Raw genomic sequence first — 16,170 nt, 5'->3', positions numbered from 1 at the left:
TATGACTATAAATTTGAAAAAGATAATTAGTATACTTTTGGGGCTGTCTATTGTTCTTCTAGCTCAGCTTGCCTTACCTATTTTGTTTGAATTGAAAATTGGTCTTCGATTCTGGATTGTTGTTTTGGGAGTCGTTATGACTCTGTTAGTGACAAATTTTCAAGAACCATCGAAACTCGCCAGAAATGCATTTGTACTTATTTTATTTGTGGGAAGTTCGATTGCGCTTATTAAACCTGTTCAGTATGGTTTAGATGAGGAGTCCCATCTTGCAAATGCTATTGGTTTGTCGGATAGTTTCTTTTTTAAGTATTCAGATGAAAGATTAGAAGATTATGAGTCTGTATTTCTTCATGATGGCATACGAAATCAGAAATATTACCGTGGAGATGATTATTGGTATAGTGTTGAACACAAAAAAAGCAGCATAAAAGGGCAGCCTAAGGCTTTCGATAATCCAGCTTTCCTACCAGGTTCGATTGGATGGAATTTAGGACGTTTATTGTCTAACAAAGTATATGTCTCCTATTATTTAGGGCGTATTTTTCATGTATTGGCATTTGCTTGTCTAGTCTATGCAGCGATTAAACTTAGCAAAGTCTATCAAGAAATGATTTATCTGATGGGGACACTTCCCTCAACCATGTATATTGTGTCTAACTATCACTATGATTACTTATATTATGGAGCATCTTTACTAATCATTGCCCTATTGACCAATATTTTATCTGGAAAAACGATCATCACAAAAAAGATAGTATTATGCTATCAAGGATTGACAAGTTTATTTATCTTTTCAAAATTTCCTTTAGTATTGGTTGGAAACCTGATTGCTGTTTTACCGAATAAGTATTATGACTCGAAGAAAACAAGATATTTTTCTTTTTGTATATTTAGTTTGAACTTTTTATTTGCCTTACTCTATTCAGGAATTATTCCGTTGTTTTCATCTGCTAATCCTGTTACGGGAAGTAGTCCGGGATTATTCTATTTTGTTAAGCATCCCTTGCCAATTATTAGAACAATGCTTAGCATGCCAGCAGTTATCGTGAATAATTATATGACCCATCCCTTGCAGTATGTTTCGCACCAATCAGATGTCCTAATTTCTATCACGACTTTAGTAGTATTTAGCTTGGTGACTATAATTGTTTTGCAGACTTCGTTTAGACTTAGCAAAAAGTTTATTGTTTGGAGCATTCTTACATTGCTAGCTGTTACCTTCCTAATTATCTATGCGATTACAGGCGATCCGAGAGTTTATAGTCCAGGAAATATCTTGGTTGGGGGTGTTCAGGGGCGCTATTATTATTTCATGATTTTAATGGCACCTATTCTGTTTGGCCATTTTATTCACCAAACCTTTAAGCCGCAAAAATTTTCAGTTCAACAGTCAAATTTATTTCTTACTTTTTTGCAATATTGTATTGTTTATTTGAATATATTTACGATTAGTATCGGATTATATACTCAAATATAATCAGAAATGGTGTGTATATGTCAATAAAATATAAATGGATGTATCTTGTGATTTATGTAGCTTTTTATAGTCTTATTTTTCATGAGTTGAATGCCAGTTTTGGAACGAACTTAGAATTATCTAATCCAGTTATTTGTATTACGGGAATTTTGTTTTTAGTAATTGCCTATCAGCTTTGTGTTAAAATAAATATATATACCTTTGTTCATATTGTAGTATTATATGCTATCCATCTAGTATTAGATTACTGGATGAAAATGACTTTTAACTTGAACGTAGAAGAATTTTATTGGAGTAATTTTGAAGATAATGGTTTAATTCAAGATAATGGTCTTATATTTACAGCGCTTTTTGTTGCCATTTGTTTAGGCTATAGGATTTTTCGACAACAGTATAAAGGAAATATTTATTATCCCCTGCATACGGGGAGTTATGAGATATTATTAAGTCAGTTTTTTACTTATTTCATTATGACTGGAAGTCAAATGGCTTTAGTCATTAGGGAGAATAGCTATCTAAAACTTTATAATGATACAGGAAACTTGAATCCAAAGAATCTATTTATATATAGTATGATGGCATATGTACTGTGTTCAGCCTTGTCTTATTGCTTTATTCAAGCTGGTAAAGCTGTCAAAAATAAAAGAGCAAATTTTGCTCTCTTGTTAATATCAAGTATTTTGTTAGCAGGAATTTTTAATTATACAGTGCAAGCAGGGTTAAGTGACAAAGGGGATTGGTTTGGGACATATTTAGTTCCTGGTGCAACGTTCTTTCAAATTATGATATTTAGCTTGTTATTTATTGGTATTTATGGAATCACCAATCAATACATAATCGGAACGTTACTCAATATTACCTTAGGTACATTAATTAGTATTGTCAATAGTTTAAAATTTTCAATTAGACATGAGCCATTTTTGCCAGCCGATTTGACATGGTGGAAAGAGATAGGAACTGTTGCTCGATTTGCAAATATTAATCTTGGCTTTGCAATTAGTATATTTGTGATAGCTACTACTGTCATTATCTTCTTTTTCTATAGATTTCGAATTTTGTCGAATAAATTATTTAAATATAGAATACAACAAGTAACAATTATTTTACTGGTTGTAGGCTTCTTTATAGGGATAACAAATGTAGTTTCGCATTCTAGAGAATTGAAGAAATCGGGAAATATTCCTCTGCTTTCTTCAATGGATAATTTACAAAATCTTCATTGGTTAGAAATTTATTTTGGTTTGTCAGCTAATTCTCGCTTTCAGTCCGTAAGCTATATTTGGTTTAAACAATTGACACGCGAGAATATGGAAATGCCATCTCATTATTCAAAACAAGAGATGGAAAAAATAATTAAAAAATATAAATCATTAGCAGAACTGATGAATAATGATAGAACATCCAATATCTCCGATCAAACAGTAATTTATATTTTAAGTGAGAGTTTTTCAGATCCAAGAAGGTTGGATGGAATTCAATCTACGAAGGATATTTTACCAAATATATCAACTATTTTAGATACATATACAAGTGGTTTGATGAAATCTGACGGTTATGGCGGAGGAACCGCTAATATGGAATTTCAAACTTTAACAGGACTACCTAAATATAACCTTAGTCCGTATGTATCTATTATGAACACAGAATTAGCTCCTAATTTAAATGTATTTCCTAGTATTAGTAACCATTTTGAAGATAGAATCGTAGTGCACTTGGCGAGTGGAAATAATTATTCTAGGAGATCTATGTATGCGCAGTTGGGATTTGAGACTCAGATTTTTTTAGAAGAAAAAACAAATGATAAAGATATTAAAAATGTAGGAGCAAACCCTAGTGATGAATCAACCTATATGAAGGTCTTAAGTGAGTTATCTACTTCGAAAAATCAATTTTTTTCAGTCTTAACAATGCAGAATCATAGTCCATGGTACTATTATGAGCCAGAGGAGTTAATTGTAACTGGCGAACATTTTACTGATGTTGAGTCTAGTAATCTATTGAGTTATTCCCGTTTACTTTATCAGACAGACCAAGCAACAAAAGTATTTTTAGATGAACTATCTAAGATAGACAAAAGAATCACAGTAGTATTTTACGGTGATCATTTGTCAGGTATATATCCTAAATCAACATTTGCAAAAAGTCCAGATAACCAATCTTTGACAGATTATTTTATTTGGAGTAATTTTGAAACCTCCAAGTTAGATTATCCACTGGTAAATTCTAGTGATTTCACAGCTTTGTTATTAGAGCAGACTAATGCTAAAGTTTCGCCTTATTATGCTTTGCTAACGGAGGTATTACACAAAGCCAGTGTAGATAAAAAAGAGCTTGACGAGGAGGGCAAGCAGATTGCAGAGGACTTGAAATTAATTCAATATGATTTAGTAGCAGGGAAAGGGTATCTCCCAAAAGAGTTTTTTGAAATTCCTAAATAGATATATGCAATTTACACAATAGAATAGCATAGCTATTCTATTTTTTCTCGTTTTATGCTAAAATGGTAGGAGGAGGAGCGAAATGATTAAGATATTTGGTCGGATTCGATATCACTGGCAGCCAGAATTGTCCTGGTCCATTATTTATTGGTCCTTGGCAATTACTCCGGCTTTTCTTGCCTTATCTCTCATATTAGAAAAGTTGCGAATATCTGATACCATTATTCAGCTATTTGTCCTGGTCATTATTATGTTTGGGATTGGTTGGCATCGGTATTTTGTTATCGATGAGGAGTATTTACGAATTGCTTCGGCAAATCCCTTTGCCTCAAAAAAGGTCCGGATAGACACAATTTCTAAGATTGAAGTTACCTATCTATTCGTGAAAATTTTTTCGACCGATATGCCAGAGGGAAAAGTCTATTATATCCGCAAGTGGCCGAAAAAGTATTTTGTCAATGCGCTAGCCCTCAATACCCATTTTCAAGGGGAAATTGTCTTGACGGATCATCTGGTCACGCAGGACTATTTTGAAGAATATTATGCGAATAAAGACTAACTAGTCGACAGAAATCGCTTTTGTAGGACAGGATTTTGCTGCTAATAGGGCGTCTGTTCGGTCAGATAGTGTCATAGTGGATGCTTGGTGGTCATCGGCAAATAGGACAATGCCGTCATCATCGTAGTCAAAGACATCTGACATTGTTTGGCACAGTCCGCAAGCGATACATTTTTCTGGATAAAGTGTAATGTTCATATTAGTATTGTAATGAGATTTTATAAAAAAAACAAGGAGAAAGATTATTCATGTCACAAGAACCATGGAATGAGGAAATTTATCAATCTACTGAAAGTAGAAGAAGCCGATTAGCAAAAGGTAGCTCTAGTACTAGAGTGCTTAGTATATTAGCGGTACTGTTCTTATTTATTGTGATTATTACCACCATTGCGATGGTCTATCTCTCTCATGGGGGTAGCAAGACAGATGCCACTCAAGAATTCTACAATAGCAACAGTACAGCGGCTGCAGCAAGTAGCACTAAGGCAGATGCTTCTACAGCAAGTACAAGTAGTCAGCCGTCAGAATCATCCGCTCCTACAAGTGAACCAAGCAGCAGTAGTGCGGAAGACACAACGCAATCTTCTACAGCAGTCGCGGGTGAAACCATTGCTGTTCAGGCAGGTGAAGGACGTGACATGATTGCAGCTCGTGCAGGTATTTCTCCTCAAGAGTTGGAACGTCTAAATCCGGATAAAATGACAGGCCCTGGTGGCACTTGGTGGGCAAACCCAGGTGACCTCGTTAAAATTAAGTAAGAGGAACTATGAAATCAATTCAAATCGCCATTGATGGTCCTGCATCAAGTGGTAAGAGTACGGTTGCGAAGATTATCGCTAAACAATTCGGTTATACCTATTTGGACACGGGTGCCATGTATCGGGCAGCGACCTATCTGGCCTTGCAACATCAGGTAGAGCAAGAAGATAGTAGCGCGATTATGGCCCTGCTGGATCAATTTCCTATCAGCTTTGGTCGCAATGAAAAGGGAGAACAATTGGTCTTTGTTGGCGATGTCGATATCACCCATGCCATTCGTGAAAATCAAGTGACCAACAATGTGTCCTGGGTGTCGGCCCTTGCTCCCATTCGTGAGAAATTGGTTGACTTGCAACGCAAGATTGCAGCTCAAGGTGGCATTGTCATGGATGGACGTGATATTGGGACGGTTGTGCTTCCTGAAGCGGAGTTAAAGATTTTCCTTATTGCATCCGTTGAAGAACGAGCACTTCGTCGCTTTAAGGAAAATAAGGAAAAAGGGATTCCGACTGACTTGGAACGCTTGAAAGAAGAAATTGCCCTGCGTGACCATAAGGACAGTACACGAGCTGTTTCTCCTCTAAAAGCGGCAGATGATGCCATCACCTTTGACACGACTGGTGTATCCATTGAGGGTGTTGTTGCATTTATTTCTAAAAAAGCAAAAGAAATTCTTGACAAGTAAAAAAAGTATTGGTATACTATTAACATTGAGAAAAGCAGAAGTGAGAGCTTCTCGCCTTGCGACTAACGTTGTCTGGCTCTACGTGTTAAATTTTCTTCGGAAAGATAATGATGTAGTGGTGGACTTGTGTTAGCAAGTCCACTTTGTTTTTCTCGAAAAAAATAAAATGAGGTGAAAGCCATAGCAAAGCAAGATTTGTTCATCAATGATGAAATTCGTGTGCGTGAAGTTCGTCTTATCGGTCTCGAGGGTGAACAGTTAGGAATTAAACCGCTCAACGAAGCCCAAGCGATAGCTGATAGTGCTAACGTTGATTTAGTGTTGATTCAACCGCAAGCTAAACCACCTGTTGCGAAAATCATGGACTACGGTAAGTTCAAATTTGAGTATCAGAAAAAACAAAAAGAGCAACGTAAAAAACAAAGCGTTGTGACGGTCAAGGAAGTGCGTCTCAGTCCGACGATTGATAAGGGAGACTTCGATACAAAACTTCGTAATGCCCGTAAGTTCCTTGAAAAAGGGAACAAAGTAAAGGTATCCATCCGTTTCAAAGGACGTATGATTACCCATAAAGAAGTTGGAGCAAAGGTCTTGGCAGAATTTGCTGAAGCAACGCAAGACATTGCGATTATTGAGCAAAGAGCTAAGATGGATGGACGTCAAATGTTCATGCAACTGGCGCCAGCTTCAGAGAAAAAATAAGCTTACTAAGCAAAAGGAGAATTAAAATGCCAAAACAAAAAACTCACCGCGCATCAGCTAAACGTTTCAAACGTACAGGTTCTGGTGGATTGAAACGCTTCCGCGCTTATACTTCACACCGTTTCCACGGTAAAACTAAAAAACAACGTCGTCACCTTCGTAAAGCAGCAATGGTACATTCAGGTGACTTCAAACGTATCAAAGCAATGCTTACAGGACTTAAATAAGTCGAACTACTAGAAATTAGAGAATTATTCGGAGGAAAATATAAATGGCACGTGTTAAAGGTGGCGTTGTATCACGCAAACGCCGTAAACGTATTTTAAAATTAGCTAAAGGTTACTATGGTGCAAAACACATCTTGTTCCGTACTGCAAAAGAACAAGTAATGAACTCTTACTACTATGCATACCGTGACCGTCGTCAGAAAAAACGTGATTTCCGTAAATTGTGGATCACTCGTATCAACGCGGCTGCTCGCATGAATGGTCTTTCATACTCACAATTGATGCATGGTTTGAAATTGGCTGAAATCGAAGTAAACCGTAAAATGTTGGCTGACCTTGCAGTAAACGATGCAGCTGCTTTCACAGCACTTGCAGACGCTGCAAAAGCAAAACTTGGTAAATAATCATCTAAAAGGTAGAGCAATCTACCTTTTTTTTTCTACCTTTGGTGTCGAGACGCTTGACTAGGACAGAAAGAAAAGCAGCTGGGCTTTGTGCCCAACTGCTTTATTCTTTTTTAGTGGTAGAGGTTGAAGTCGATGTAGAGCTTTCGCTCGTGCTTGAGGCCTGTGTAGCTTCATGCAGAATGCGATAGCTTGGAGCTTGGAATAGATCAACCGTGGATTGTTCACCATTTTTGCTATAGAGGCTAGTTGACTGGTCTCCTAGTTCTGACTCAAGAGCCAGTTGCGCCTTGAGGGAATCAATATAGGAGAAATCCTTAGTGTTTACTACAGGAAGACCATTGTCTAAGAAACGAATCAAATCCCCTGTCTGAATGGCATCGCTAGCGGCCAACTGATTTTTGACGCTGGTCCGGATAGCCTCTACTTTTTTCAGAGTTGCTTCATCAGGGTTGGTAATTTCTTCCCCTGTTTGCGTGTTGTAGAGTTTACCACCATAGCTGGTGTATTCTGGAGTAATGAAGGTGCCGGGAGTCCGCAAGGCTACAATCTGTTTGTTGTCTTTAGAAAGCAAATCCTGCCCGACTTGCAGGTATTTTTTAGCGTCAATCCCTAGGAGATGCTCTAGTGTAGGAAGAGCGTCAATTTCTCCACCGAAAGTATTGATGATTCGTCCCTTGTTCATTCCTGGGACCACAATCATGTAGGGAACACGTTGGAGCATGGCATTGTCATAATCTGACCATGTTTCAGGATTGGCACCGAGTAAAGGTGCTAAGCTCGGATTGCGGGAGTTTGAAATACCATAGTGGTCTCCGTAAAGGACAATGATGGATTTTTCATAGAGGCCTGTTGCTTTTAAATAGTCAAAGAAGGCCTTGATAGAAGCATCCAAATAGTTAGCGGTAGCAAAATAGCCGTTGATGGTCTCATCCTTGGTATCGGCTAGTGGGAATCCCGTTTCATCGCCTGTGAGGCTGGTTGTATAGGGATAGTGGTTTGAAACGGTAATAAACTTGGTGTAAAAAGGCTGTTGCAAATGCTCAAAGTATTGGATAGAGTCTGCGAACATGACCTTATCATTTAAGCCGTATTCAAAGGAATTTTCCGAAGTGGTTTCGGTAAAGTAGGACTTATCAAAGAAGTAATTGTAACCCCATTGTTTATAAGTGTTATTGCGATTCCAGAAACCAGCAGCGTTTCCATGAAAGACAGCTGAAGTATAGCCTGCTTCTTGAGAGAGGATGTGAGGTGCTGCTTGCTGGGTGTTGCTTCCGCCATATTGAACCATGAAGGACCCTTGGTTGAGTCCAAAGAGGGAGGTTTCAATCATGGTTTCCGCATCCGAGGTTTTCCCTGCCTTTACTTGGTTGAAAAAGTTGGAAAAGGCAAAGGTGGAGTTGGAGTGGTAGAGAGAGTTGAGGAAAGGCGTGACCTCATACTCTTTTCCTTCGACATTGAGCTTGTAGTCAATGACGAATTGCTGTAGACTTTCCAAATGGAGATAGATGACATTGCGCCCTTTTGCGAGACCAAAGTATTCATCATTTGGCTTGGCATACTGCTCGGAGACATATTGCTGAACAGGCACCAAGTCTTCGGCTGTTGCTTCTGAACGATCCTTGTGGACATTGTAGGTCTGATATGCGTTGTAGCCTAGGAAAGAGGGAAGGCCCAAGGCACGGACGATATAGGTATTGGAAAAGCCGCGTGACAAGAGCTCCGGTCGATCAATTTCTGCGAGAAACAGATTGATAGAAAAGAGCAGAATAGAGAGGGCGGTAACCGCAAAACTGGATCGCTTATTAAAAGGTTGCGGATCAACAGGGATTTTTTTCTTGACATAAAGATAGGCCATCCCAATGAAATCGATGACATACATCAAATCCCAGACCCTCAAGGCCTTGAGGGTTGTTTGGAACAAGCCTGCAGCAACGCTCGAGCTCGCCATCATGGTTGAAATCGAGATGTAGTCCGAAAACTCTCTAAAGTAGAGGGTATTTGAAAATAGCCATAAGAATAATAAGAAGTAGAGAAGTAAGGCTGTTCGGTAAAACCACTTGGTCGATTTGACGTAGAGGGCAAGGCCGATAAAGAGGAGACCGACAGGAAGTGGATTGATAAAGAGGATAAAGTTCTGATAAAAACCCTTAGTATCTAAATTAAAATCAATGAGGTAAGCCCACAGTGTCTTTCCCCAGTAGAGTGTGACCAAAATGAGGATAAAGCCCATTCTAGAACGTAACATTTTTGATAACAGATAACGATTTTTGTTCACAAGAGCTTCCTTTCTAGTAATTGTACATTTCACAAAATCTTAGTCCATTATACCATATTTTTAAAATATTCCTTAGTAAGAGAAGTTTTTTACACGGAAAGGTGTTTAAAAGTAGATTTTTGATACTTTCTTGACTAGTATGGCGGAGTTTCAATTGCTAATGTTAGTTCGTGAATGCTTAGTCAGAACAAGGTTATTTGTTTGCGTGGCAAGTAATCGTTTGTAAACAATCAACAATCGTAGCAGATAAGAGCTTGAAAATCGTTTTTTTCGTACCTTTAGCATGTAAATAGGATAAGTTTTTTTGAGATATCATGCAAAATTTGTTATAATCAAGTTATGATAGAATTGACAGTAAGCCCCATTGTAGAGCGAAAAATAAAGCAGGGAATCTGTGTGCTGGAGGCACGTGATTTTCCTCATCTTGGGGTAGAAAACGCCCTCGTTCATTTGGTCAATCACCAAGGACAGTTTATAGGGCAAGCCTACCTTTCTGCGCAAAACAAGGGGGTAGGGTGGTTTATTTCGAGAAAGAAAGAGCCAATAAATCAGGATTTTATGCAAGCCTTGCTGTTGGAAGCAAGACAAAAGCGACAATCCTATGAACATTCGCCTCTAACAACAGCCTACCGCTTGTTTAATCAAGATGGCGATGGCTTTGGTGGTGTCACCATTGACCGTTATCAGGATTATGCGGTCTTTTCGTGGTATAATGAATATATCTATTCCATTAAGGATGAGATTGTGGCAGCCTTTCAGGCAGTTTATCCAGATGTTCTAGGAGCTTATGAAAAGATTCGCTTTAAGGGACTGGACTATGAATCAGCTTACCTTTATGGTGATGAAGCGCCTGAAGAATTGACAGTTTTTGAAAATGGGGTGGCCTATCAGGTCTTTTTGAACAATGGCTTGATGACAGGGATTTTCCTTGACCAACACGAAGTGCGAGGAGCACTAGTCGATGGACTCGCTGCTGGAAAAAGTCTCTTGAATATGTTTTCTTACACAGCTGCTTTTTCAGTTGCTGCTGCAATGGGTGGAGCTCGTGAGACTACCTCTGTAGACTTGGCCAAACGGTCAAAAGAATTGTCAGAAGCCCATTTTCAGGCAAATGGGTTAGCAGTCGACCAGCATCGCTTTATCGTGATGGATGTCTTTGAGTATTTTAAATATGCCAAACGCAAAGGCTTGACCTATGATGTGATTGTCCTTGACCCGCCAAGTTTTGCGCGGAACAAAAAACAGACCTTTTCTGTAGCCAAGGATTACCATCAGTTGATTGCCCAATCCATAGAGATTTTAAGTCCTAAAGGAATCATCATTGCATCAACGAATGCTTCCAATGTTCCGATTGAAAAATTTAAAAAAGAAATTGAAAAGGGATTCGGTCGCTGTAAGCACCGCTATCTCGAGACCTATCGCTTGCCGAGCGATTTTGTGTCCAATCAAAAAGATGAAAGTAGTAATTACCTCAAGGTCTTTACGATACAGGTAGAAAAATGAAAATTGTAGTTCCCATCATGCCTCGCAGTCTCGAGGACGTTGCCAATATAGATTTAGACCGATTAGCAGCTGCCGATCTCATTGAGTGGCGGGCTGACTTTCTTCCCAAGGAGGAAATCTTGACCGTTGCGCCAGCTGTTTTTGAAAAATTTGTGGGTCGAGAAGTGATTTTTACACTACGAATGAGCCGTGAAGGTGGACATATTGAGTTAACAAACGAGGAATATATCCATTTATTAAAAGAAATTGCAAGTCTCTACCAGCCTGAATTTATCGATTTTGAATATTATTCGCACAAAGAAGTCTTTGAGGAAATGCTGGACTTTCCAAACTTGGTCTTGAGTTACCATAATTTTGAAGAAACCCCTGAAAATTATATGGAAATCATGTCTGAATTGACCAGTTTGTCCCCTGCCGTTGTCAAGATGGCCGTGATGGCACAGACAGAGCAGGATGTCCTTGATGTCATGAACTATACCCGTGGCTTTAAGACGCTGAATGCGGAGCAGGCCTATGCGACCATGTCTATGGGACATTTAGGAAAATTATCGCGTGTGGCAGGTGTGATTACAGGCTCTTGCTGGACCTTTGCAAGCCTTGATGAGGCTAGTGCCCCAGGGCAAATTGCCTTGTCGGCTGTTCACAAAATCTTGAATATCTTGGAGGAGTAAATGCGTTATTTAACAGCGGGTGAATCTCATGGACCGCGCTTGACTGCGATTATCGAAGGTGTCCCAGCAGGCTTGACCTTGACAGCAGCAGACATCAATGCGGATTTGAAACGCCGCCAGGGTGGTTATGGTCGCGGTGCTAGAATGCAGATTGAAACAGACCAAGTAGAAATCACTTCTGGTGTACGACATGGCAAGACTACAGGAGCTCCCATCACGCTTCACGTCATCAATAAGGACTATCAAAAATGGTTGGATATTATGGCGGTAGAAGACATTGAGGATCGCTTAAAGAGCAAACGCAGAATCACCCATCCCCGACCAGGACATGCGGACTTGGTTGGTGGCATCAAGTATCGTTTTGATGATTTGCGTAATTCCCTAGAGCGCTCGAGCGCGCGTGAGACAACGATGCGGGTGGCGGTCGGTGCAGTGGCGAAGCGCTTGCTGGCAGAACTAGATATTGACATTGCTAATCATGTCGTTGTCTTTGGTGGTAAAGAAATCGATGTTCCAGAAGGGCTGACAGTAGCAGACATTCGGATGCGTGCCAGTCAATCTGAAGTTTCGATTGTCAATCCAGAACGTGAGGAAGAAATCAAGGACTATATTGACCAAATCAAGCGTGACGGAGATACCATCGGTGGGATTGTTGAGACCATTGTCGGCGGTGTGCCAGTCGGGCTTGGTTCCTATGTTCAATGGGACCGCAAGCTGGATGCGAAAATGGCTCAAGCTGTCGTATCCATCAATGCCTTTAAGGGGGTGGAATTCGGTCTAGGATTTCAAGCGGGCTACCGTAAAGGCAGTCAGGTCATGGATGAAATCGTCTGGTCAAAAGAGACAGGTTATCGCAGATCCAGCAATAACCTCGGTGGCTTTGAAGGAGGCATGACCAATGGCGAACCCATTATCGTTCGCGGAGTGATGAAGCCGATTCCAACACTCTATAAACCCTTGATGTCTGTTGATATTGAGACGCATGAGCCTTATAAGGCAACGGTGGAGCGATCAGATCCTACGGCTTTACCTGCGGCGGGTGTCGTCATGGAAGCAGTCGTAGCTACTGTTCTTGCGACAGAAATCATGGAGAAATTCTCGGCAGACAACATGGAAGAACTAAGAGAAGCTGTTGAGCAGCACAGGAGATTTGTGAAAGAATTTTAAACATGACAAAGACCATTTATATCGTAGGTTTGGGTTTGATTGGAAGTTCGCTAGCCTTGGGGATTCGTAGGGATCATCCAGAGTATCGAATCGTCGGCTACAATCGTGGCGAGCAGTCTCGAATGATTGCCTTGGAGCATGGAATTGTGGATGAGGCAACAGACAATCTAAGCCAGTTTGCAGCAGAAGCAGATATGATTTTTCTCTGTGTGCCCATTCAGCAGACCATCCGTTTTTTAGAGGAATTGTCCAACTTGCCTCTGAAAGAAGGGGTGCTTGTGACCGATGCCGGGTCGACCAAGGAAGCCATTGTGGAGGCGGCAGAGACCTACCTGTCTGCACGGAACATTCACTTTATCGGTGGCCATCCCATGGCGGGGAGCCATAAGACAGGTGCCATTGCAGCCGATGTCAACTTGTTTGAGAATGCCTACTACATTCTCACCCCCAGTCGTCTGACCCAGGCGGATGCGATTCCGCGCTTGAAAGAGGTGCTTTCAGGCCTTCATGCACGTTTTGTTGAGATTGATGCGGCAGAGCATGACCGTGTGACCAGCCAGATTTCGCATTTTCCTCACATTTTAGCTTCCAGTCTGATGAATCAGGCAGGCGATTATCGGAAAGACCATCCCTTTACCCAGCATTTTGCGGCGGGAGGTTTCAGAGATATGACGAGGATTGCAGAGAGTGAGCCAGGCATGTGGACCAGTATTCTCATGACCAATCGGGCGAGTATTGTCGAGCGCTTGGCAGAGTTTGGTGAGCGTCTAAAAGACATCCAGCAGTTGATAGAAGCAGGCGATGAGGAGGCCATCTGGCAGTTTTTTGATCAAGGGCGTCGGATTCGCAAGGAAATGGAAATCCATAAGCGAGCTGGGGTGGATAGTTTCTATGACCTTTTCATCAATATCCCCGACCAAGAAGATACGATTTTGACCATTCTTGAGTTGCTTCGGGGGATTTCGGTCGTGAATATCCGTATCAACGAGGACAATCGGGCGGACATTCATGGTATTTTACAGATTACGTTTAAAAATAAAGAGGACTTGGAGCGGGCTGAACGGATTATTCGTGATCAGACCAGCTATCAGGTTTTCGTAGATTAGGAGACAACTATGGCACAAAATATCTATGATATTGCAAATGAATTGGAACGCAGCATTCGTCAGCTACCCGAATACAGGGCAGTTGAAGCCGCAAAGGTTTCGATTGAAGAAAATCCAGAAGCTAAAGAAATTTTGGGAAACTATGTCGCTTTCCAGCGTGAGGTGCAACATCAATTACAGGCAGGTCAGATGCCAGAAGACGATTTGCAGCAACGCTTGCAGGACTTTAACCAAAAGATTCAGGCGAATCCCTTATTGACAGAATACTTCCACAAACAGCAACAACTGTCTGTTTATATCGCGGATTTGGAAAAAATCATTTTTAAACCCTTGAATGAATTGTTATAGAAAATATGAGAGGCGGATTTTGTCCGCCTCAAAACGTAGATAGATTTAAAATCTATTTAAACAAGTAAAAAAGTTCTACTCACTCAACATTCGATTTCCAATTTTCGCGAGCGAAGCGAGCCTCATCAGCTACTTTTCGCTGTGGTAAAAGTATCGTCATTACTGATAGTGACGATACTCGGAAATGTTGAGACCCTAGGCTCAACATCTCAACATTTAGGTATGGAATTCCGCAGGAAGTCGCTACCGTCCGCACCACCTAAGAAAAGTAGCGCAAAAGAATTTTTTCTTCAATCTGAGGCGGATTTTGTCCGCCTTTTGAGTGTCCTGTCAGCAGGTTCGTTAAAAAAATTGAAAAATCTGACAATTTATGTATAAAAATTCTTGACAAGTGGATAAAAATGTTTTATTATTTTAATAACCTTAAAGAAATGAGAAATGGAGAACTACGATATGTTATTGAGTTGTCATGTAACATCAACCAATCATACATATTTCTACAGCTACTTTAGATAGTGTTTGTAGACATGGTAACATGGATACAAACACGGGAACGTTACGTTTGTATCTATGTGGCTGTGGTAGTTTTGACGATGCCTACATAGATGATAGATCTAGAGGGCACGTCAAGTCAGTCTGTTTTCATTTTACAGTTTGAATTGAGGGACCGTTTAGATGTATCTAAGGCGGTCCCGTTTTTGTAGTCCAGACCTGGCAGGTCACTATGTATTGGAGAGGAAGGAGGGGACGCCCGACTTGCTCAATGTCAGAAATAGGATGAGGATGTTGGCTCATTTTAAGGTCGTTGCTTTCTAGCATCTGGCTAGGAAAACTACATATTTATAAATAAAGGAGATATCTAACATGGGGTTTAAACAGTTTTTTACAGGTTCAGTAGCCGTTCTTTCAGCACTAGCACTCGTTGCGTGCAGTTCAGGAGAAAAATCAGCATCAACAGATGGTGACAATGTAAAGGTTGGCATTATCCAATACGCAGAGCACGATGCCTTGTCATCTGCTCGGAAAGGCTTCTTAGAAGCTCTTGATAAGGCGGGCTACACCGAAGGAAAAAATCTAACCGTTGACTACCAAAATGCTCAAGGAGATCAGGCAAATCTGCAAACCATGGTCGAACAATTAGCAGGAAAAAATAATGTGAACTTTGCGATTGCAACCCCTGCTGCCCAAGCCTTGTTAAGTGCGGATAGTGACACACCGTCAGTCTTTACAGCAGTGACTGATCCAGTAGAAGCTGGCTTGGTTGATTCTTTGAAATCTCCAGGTGGTAGCATGACAGGCTCAACAGATGCGACGGATGTGGCAGGACAGATTGAGATGTTGGTTAAGGTTGTACCAACTGCTAAGACCTTCGGAATTTTCTACAATTCAAGCGAGGTCAATTCAGAAGTTCAGGCCAAGGAAGCAAAGAAATTGCTGGAAGACAAGGGCATGAAAGTCGTGATTAAAACTGTGACGACCACTAATGATGTGCAACAAGCAGTTACCTCACTAGCTGGTCAAGTGGATGCCATTTACCTGCCGACTGATAATACAGTTGCTTCGACAGCTTCTACTATCGGAGATGTCCTCATGAAAGCGAAAGTGCCAGCTATGGGGAGCGATGAAGCAGTCTTAGAAGCGACCCTCTTTACTTACGGTGTGGACTACCATGCAATTGGTGTCCAAGCGGGTGAATTAGCCGTTAGCATCTTAAAAGGGGAGAAGCCAGCTGACTTGGCAGTCAAAACACCTGAAACAGCTGCCGTTGCCGTCAATGAAGAAATGGCAAAAGCAGTTGGTATTGATCCAGCAACGATTAAAGAATTAGGAAAATAAGTGATAT

16 protein-coding genes and 1 other annotated feature are annotated in these 16,170 nt (G+C 40.6%); of the genes, 14 read left to right on the top strand and 2 right to left on the bottom strand.

Annotated elements, in window-relative coordinates; genetic code table 11:
- Nucleotide 1 precedes the first annotated feature (1 nt).
- The 3 genes from BU202_RS00290 (at nucleotide 2) to BU202_RS00280 (ending at nucleotide 4,477) form a co-directional block, all read left to right on the top strand.
- Entirely contained in the window at nucleotides 2-1,480 is a 1,479-nt protein-coding gene (locus BU202_RS00290) for a DUF2142 domain-containing protein (protein ID WP_075103813.1), read from the top strand.
- Nucleotides 1,481-1,497: 17 nt separating this feature from the next.
- Complete coding sequence (locus tag BU202_RS00285; protein ID WP_075103812.1) at nucleotides 1,498-3,918, top strand: LTA synthase family protein; 2,421 nt, start codon at nucleotides 1,498-1,500, stop codon at nucleotides 3,916-3,918.
- 82 nt (nucleotides 3,919-4,000) lie between these two features.
- Complete coding sequence (locus BU202_RS00280; protein WP_075103811.1) at nucleotides 4,001-4,477, top strand: EbsA family protein; 477 nt, start codon at nucleotides 4,001-4,003, stop codon at nucleotides 4,475-4,477.
- Here the strand turns inward: BU202_RS00280 and BU202_RS00275 are convergent, their stop codons facing one another.
- Nucleotides 4,478-4,675, bottom strand: coding sequence for a ferredoxin (locus BU202_RS00275; protein ID WP_075103810.1), 198 nt, complete (start codon nucleotides 4,673-4,675; stop codon nucleotides 4,478-4,480).
- A gap of 50 nt (nucleotides 4,676-4,725) precedes the next feature.
- On the opposite strand from BU202_RS00275, the gene BU202_RS00270 reads away from it, so the two are divergent.
- The 5 genes from BU202_RS00270 (at nucleotide 4,726) to rplT (ending at nucleotide 7,254) form a co-directional block, all read left to right on the top strand.
- Nucleotides 4,726-5,235 (top strand): SAG1386/EF1546 family surface-associated protein, encoded by a 510-nt coding sequence (locus tag BU202_RS00270; protein ID WP_075103809.1) that lies wholly within the window; start codon nucleotides 4,726-4,728, stop codon nucleotides 5,233-5,235.
- A gap of 8 nt (nucleotides 5,236-5,243) precedes the next feature.
- Complete coding sequence (gene cmk / locus BU202_RS00265; protein WP_075103808.1) at nucleotides 5,244-5,921, top strand: (d)CMP kinase; 678 nt, start codon at nucleotides 5,244-5,246, stop codon at nucleotides 5,919-5,921.
- A 26-nt stretch (nucleotides 5,922-5,947) separates the two neighbouring features.
- Nucleotides 5,948-6,077: a sequence feature (ribosomal protein L20 leader region), on the top strand.
- A 15-nt stretch (nucleotides 6,078-6,092) separates the two neighbouring features.
- Complete coding sequence (gene infC / locus BU202_RS00260) at nucleotides 6,093-6,623, top strand: translation initiation factor IF-3 (protein WP_075098933.1); 531 nt, start codon at nucleotides 6,093-6,095, stop codon at nucleotides 6,621-6,623.
- Between the two features lie 26 nt (nucleotides 6,624-6,649).
- Nucleotides 6,650-6,850, top strand: a complete 201-nt coding sequence (rpmI, locus tag BU202_RS00255; RefSeq protein ID WP_003025048.1) for a 50S ribosomal protein L35 — start codon at nucleotides 6,650-6,652, stop codon at nucleotides 6,848-6,850.
- A gap of 44 nt (nucleotides 6,851-6,894) precedes the next feature.
- Nucleotides 6,895-7,254, top strand: a complete 360-nt coding sequence (rplT, locus tag BU202_RS00250) for a 50S ribosomal protein L20 (protein ID WP_000124834.1) — start codon at nucleotides 6,895-6,897, stop codon at nucleotides 7,252-7,254.
- A gap of 103 nt (nucleotides 7,255-7,357) precedes the next feature.
- Here rplT and BU202_RS00245 read toward each other — a convergent pair whose 3' ends face one another.
- Nucleotides 7,358-9,532: an LTA synthase family protein gene (locus BU202_RS00245; protein WP_425274618.1), complete on the bottom strand. Its 2,175-nt coding sequence runs from the start codon at nucleotides 9,530-9,532 to the stop codon at nucleotides 7,358-7,360.
- Nucleotides 9,533-9,871: 339 nt separating this feature from the next.
- On the opposite strand from BU202_RS00245, the gene BU202_RS00240 reads away from it, so the two are divergent.
- From BU202_RS00240 to BU202_RS00215, 6 genes are all read left to right on the top strand, one after another.
- Nucleotides 9,872-11,035, top strand: a complete 1,164-nt coding sequence (locus BU202_RS00240) for a class I SAM-dependent rRNA methyltransferase (protein ID WP_075103807.1) — start codon at nucleotides 9,872-9,874, stop codon at nucleotides 11,033-11,035.
- A complete protein-coding gene (aroD, locus tag BU202_RS00235; protein ID WP_075103806.1) occupies nucleotides 11,032-11,706 on the top strand; it encodes a type I 3-dehydroquinate dehydratase in 675 nt (224 codons plus the stop codon). The genes BU202_RS00240 and aroD overlap by 4 nt, the downstream gene beginning before the upstream one ends.
- The gene (aroC, locus tag BU202_RS00230; protein WP_075103805.1) at nucleotides 11,707-12,873 is read left to right on the top strand and encodes a chorismate synthase; all 1,167 of its coding nucleotides are present in this window, start codon (nucleotides 11,707-11,709) and stop codon (nucleotides 12,871-12,873) included.
- 2 nt (nucleotides 12,874-12,875) lie between these two features.
- Nucleotides 12,876-13,979, top strand: a complete 1,104-nt coding sequence (locus BU202_RS00225) for a prephenate dehydrogenase (protein WP_075103804.1) — start codon at nucleotides 12,876-12,878, stop codon at nucleotides 13,977-13,979.
- A gap of 9 nt (nucleotides 13,980-13,988) precedes the next feature.
- Nucleotides 13,989-14,327, top strand: coding sequence for a YlbF/YmcA family competence regulator (locus tag BU202_RS00220; RefSeq protein ID WP_075103803.1), 339 nt, complete (start codon nucleotides 13,989-13,991; stop codon nucleotides 14,325-14,327).
- An 864-nt stretch (nucleotides 14,328-15,191) separates the two neighbouring features.
- The gene (locus BU202_RS00215) at nucleotides 15,192-16,163 is read left to right on the top strand and encodes an ABC transporter substrate-binding protein (RefSeq protein WP_075103802.1); all 972 of its coding nucleotides are present in this window, start codon (nucleotides 15,192-15,194) and stop codon (nucleotides 16,161-16,163) included.
- The last annotated feature ends 7 nt before the right edge of the window (nucleotides 16,164-16,170 follow it).

The organism is Streptococcus cuniculi (genome assembly GCF_001921845.1).
Lineage (GTDB): Bacteria > Bacillota > Bacilli > Lactobacillales > Streptococcaceae > Streptococcus > Streptococcus cuniculi.
The sequence above is the reverse complement of the archived record's forward strand: the minus strand, read 5'-3'. Positions and strand labels throughout refer to the sequence as shown.

Coding starts and splice junctions, on each gene's coding strand:
- rpmI (WP_003025048.1), top strand. CDS start 6,650: ATGCCAAAACAAAAAACTCACCGCGCATCAGCTAAACGTTTCAAACGT.
- BU202_RS00220 (WP_075103803.1), top strand. CDS start 13,989: ATGGCACAAAATATCTATGATATTGCAAATGAATTGGAACGCAGCATT.
- BU202_RS00225 (WP_075103804.1), top strand. CDS start 12,876: ATGACAAAGACCATTTATATCGTAGGTTTGGGTTTGATTGGAAGTTCG.
- aroC (WP_075103805.1), top strand. CDS start 11,707: ATGCGTTATTTAACAGCGGGTGAATCTCATGGACCGCGCTTGACTGCG.
- BU202_RS00275 (WP_075103810.1), bottom strand. CDS start 4,675: ATGAACATTACACTTTATCCAGAAAAATGTATCGCTTGCGGACTGTGC.
- BU202_RS00270 (WP_075103809.1), top strand. CDS start 4,726: ATGTCACAAGAACCATGGAATGAGGAAATTTATCAATCTACTGAAAGT.
- cmk (WP_075103808.1), top strand. CDS start 5,244: ATGAAATCAATTCAAATCGCCATTGATGGTCCTGCATCAAGTGGTAAG.
- BU202_RS00290 (WP_075103813.1), top strand. CDS start 2: ATGACTATAAATTTGAAAAAGATAATTAGTATACTTTTGGGGCTGTCT.
- BU202_RS00285 (WP_075103812.1), top strand. CDS start 1,498: ATGTCAATAAAATATAAATGGATGTATCTTGTGATTTATGTAGCTTTT.
- BU202_RS00215 (WP_075103802.1), top strand. CDS start 15,192: ATGGGGTTTAAACAGTTTTTTACAGGTTCAGTAGCCGTTCTTTCAGCA.
- BU202_RS00240 (WP_075103807.1), top strand. CDS start 9,872: ATGATAGAATTGACAGTAAGCCCCATTGTAGAGCGAAAAATAAAGCAG.
- rplT (WP_000124834.1), top strand. CDS start 6,895: ATGGCACGTGTTAAAGGTGGCGTTGTATCACGCAAACGCCGTAAACGT.
- BU202_RS00280 (WP_075103811.1), top strand. CDS start 4,001: ATGATTAAGATATTTGGTCGGATTCGATATCACTGGCAGCCAGAATTG.
- aroD (WP_075103806.1), top strand. CDS start 11,032: ATGAAAATTGTAGTTCCCATCATGCCTCGCAGTCTCGAGGACGTTGCC.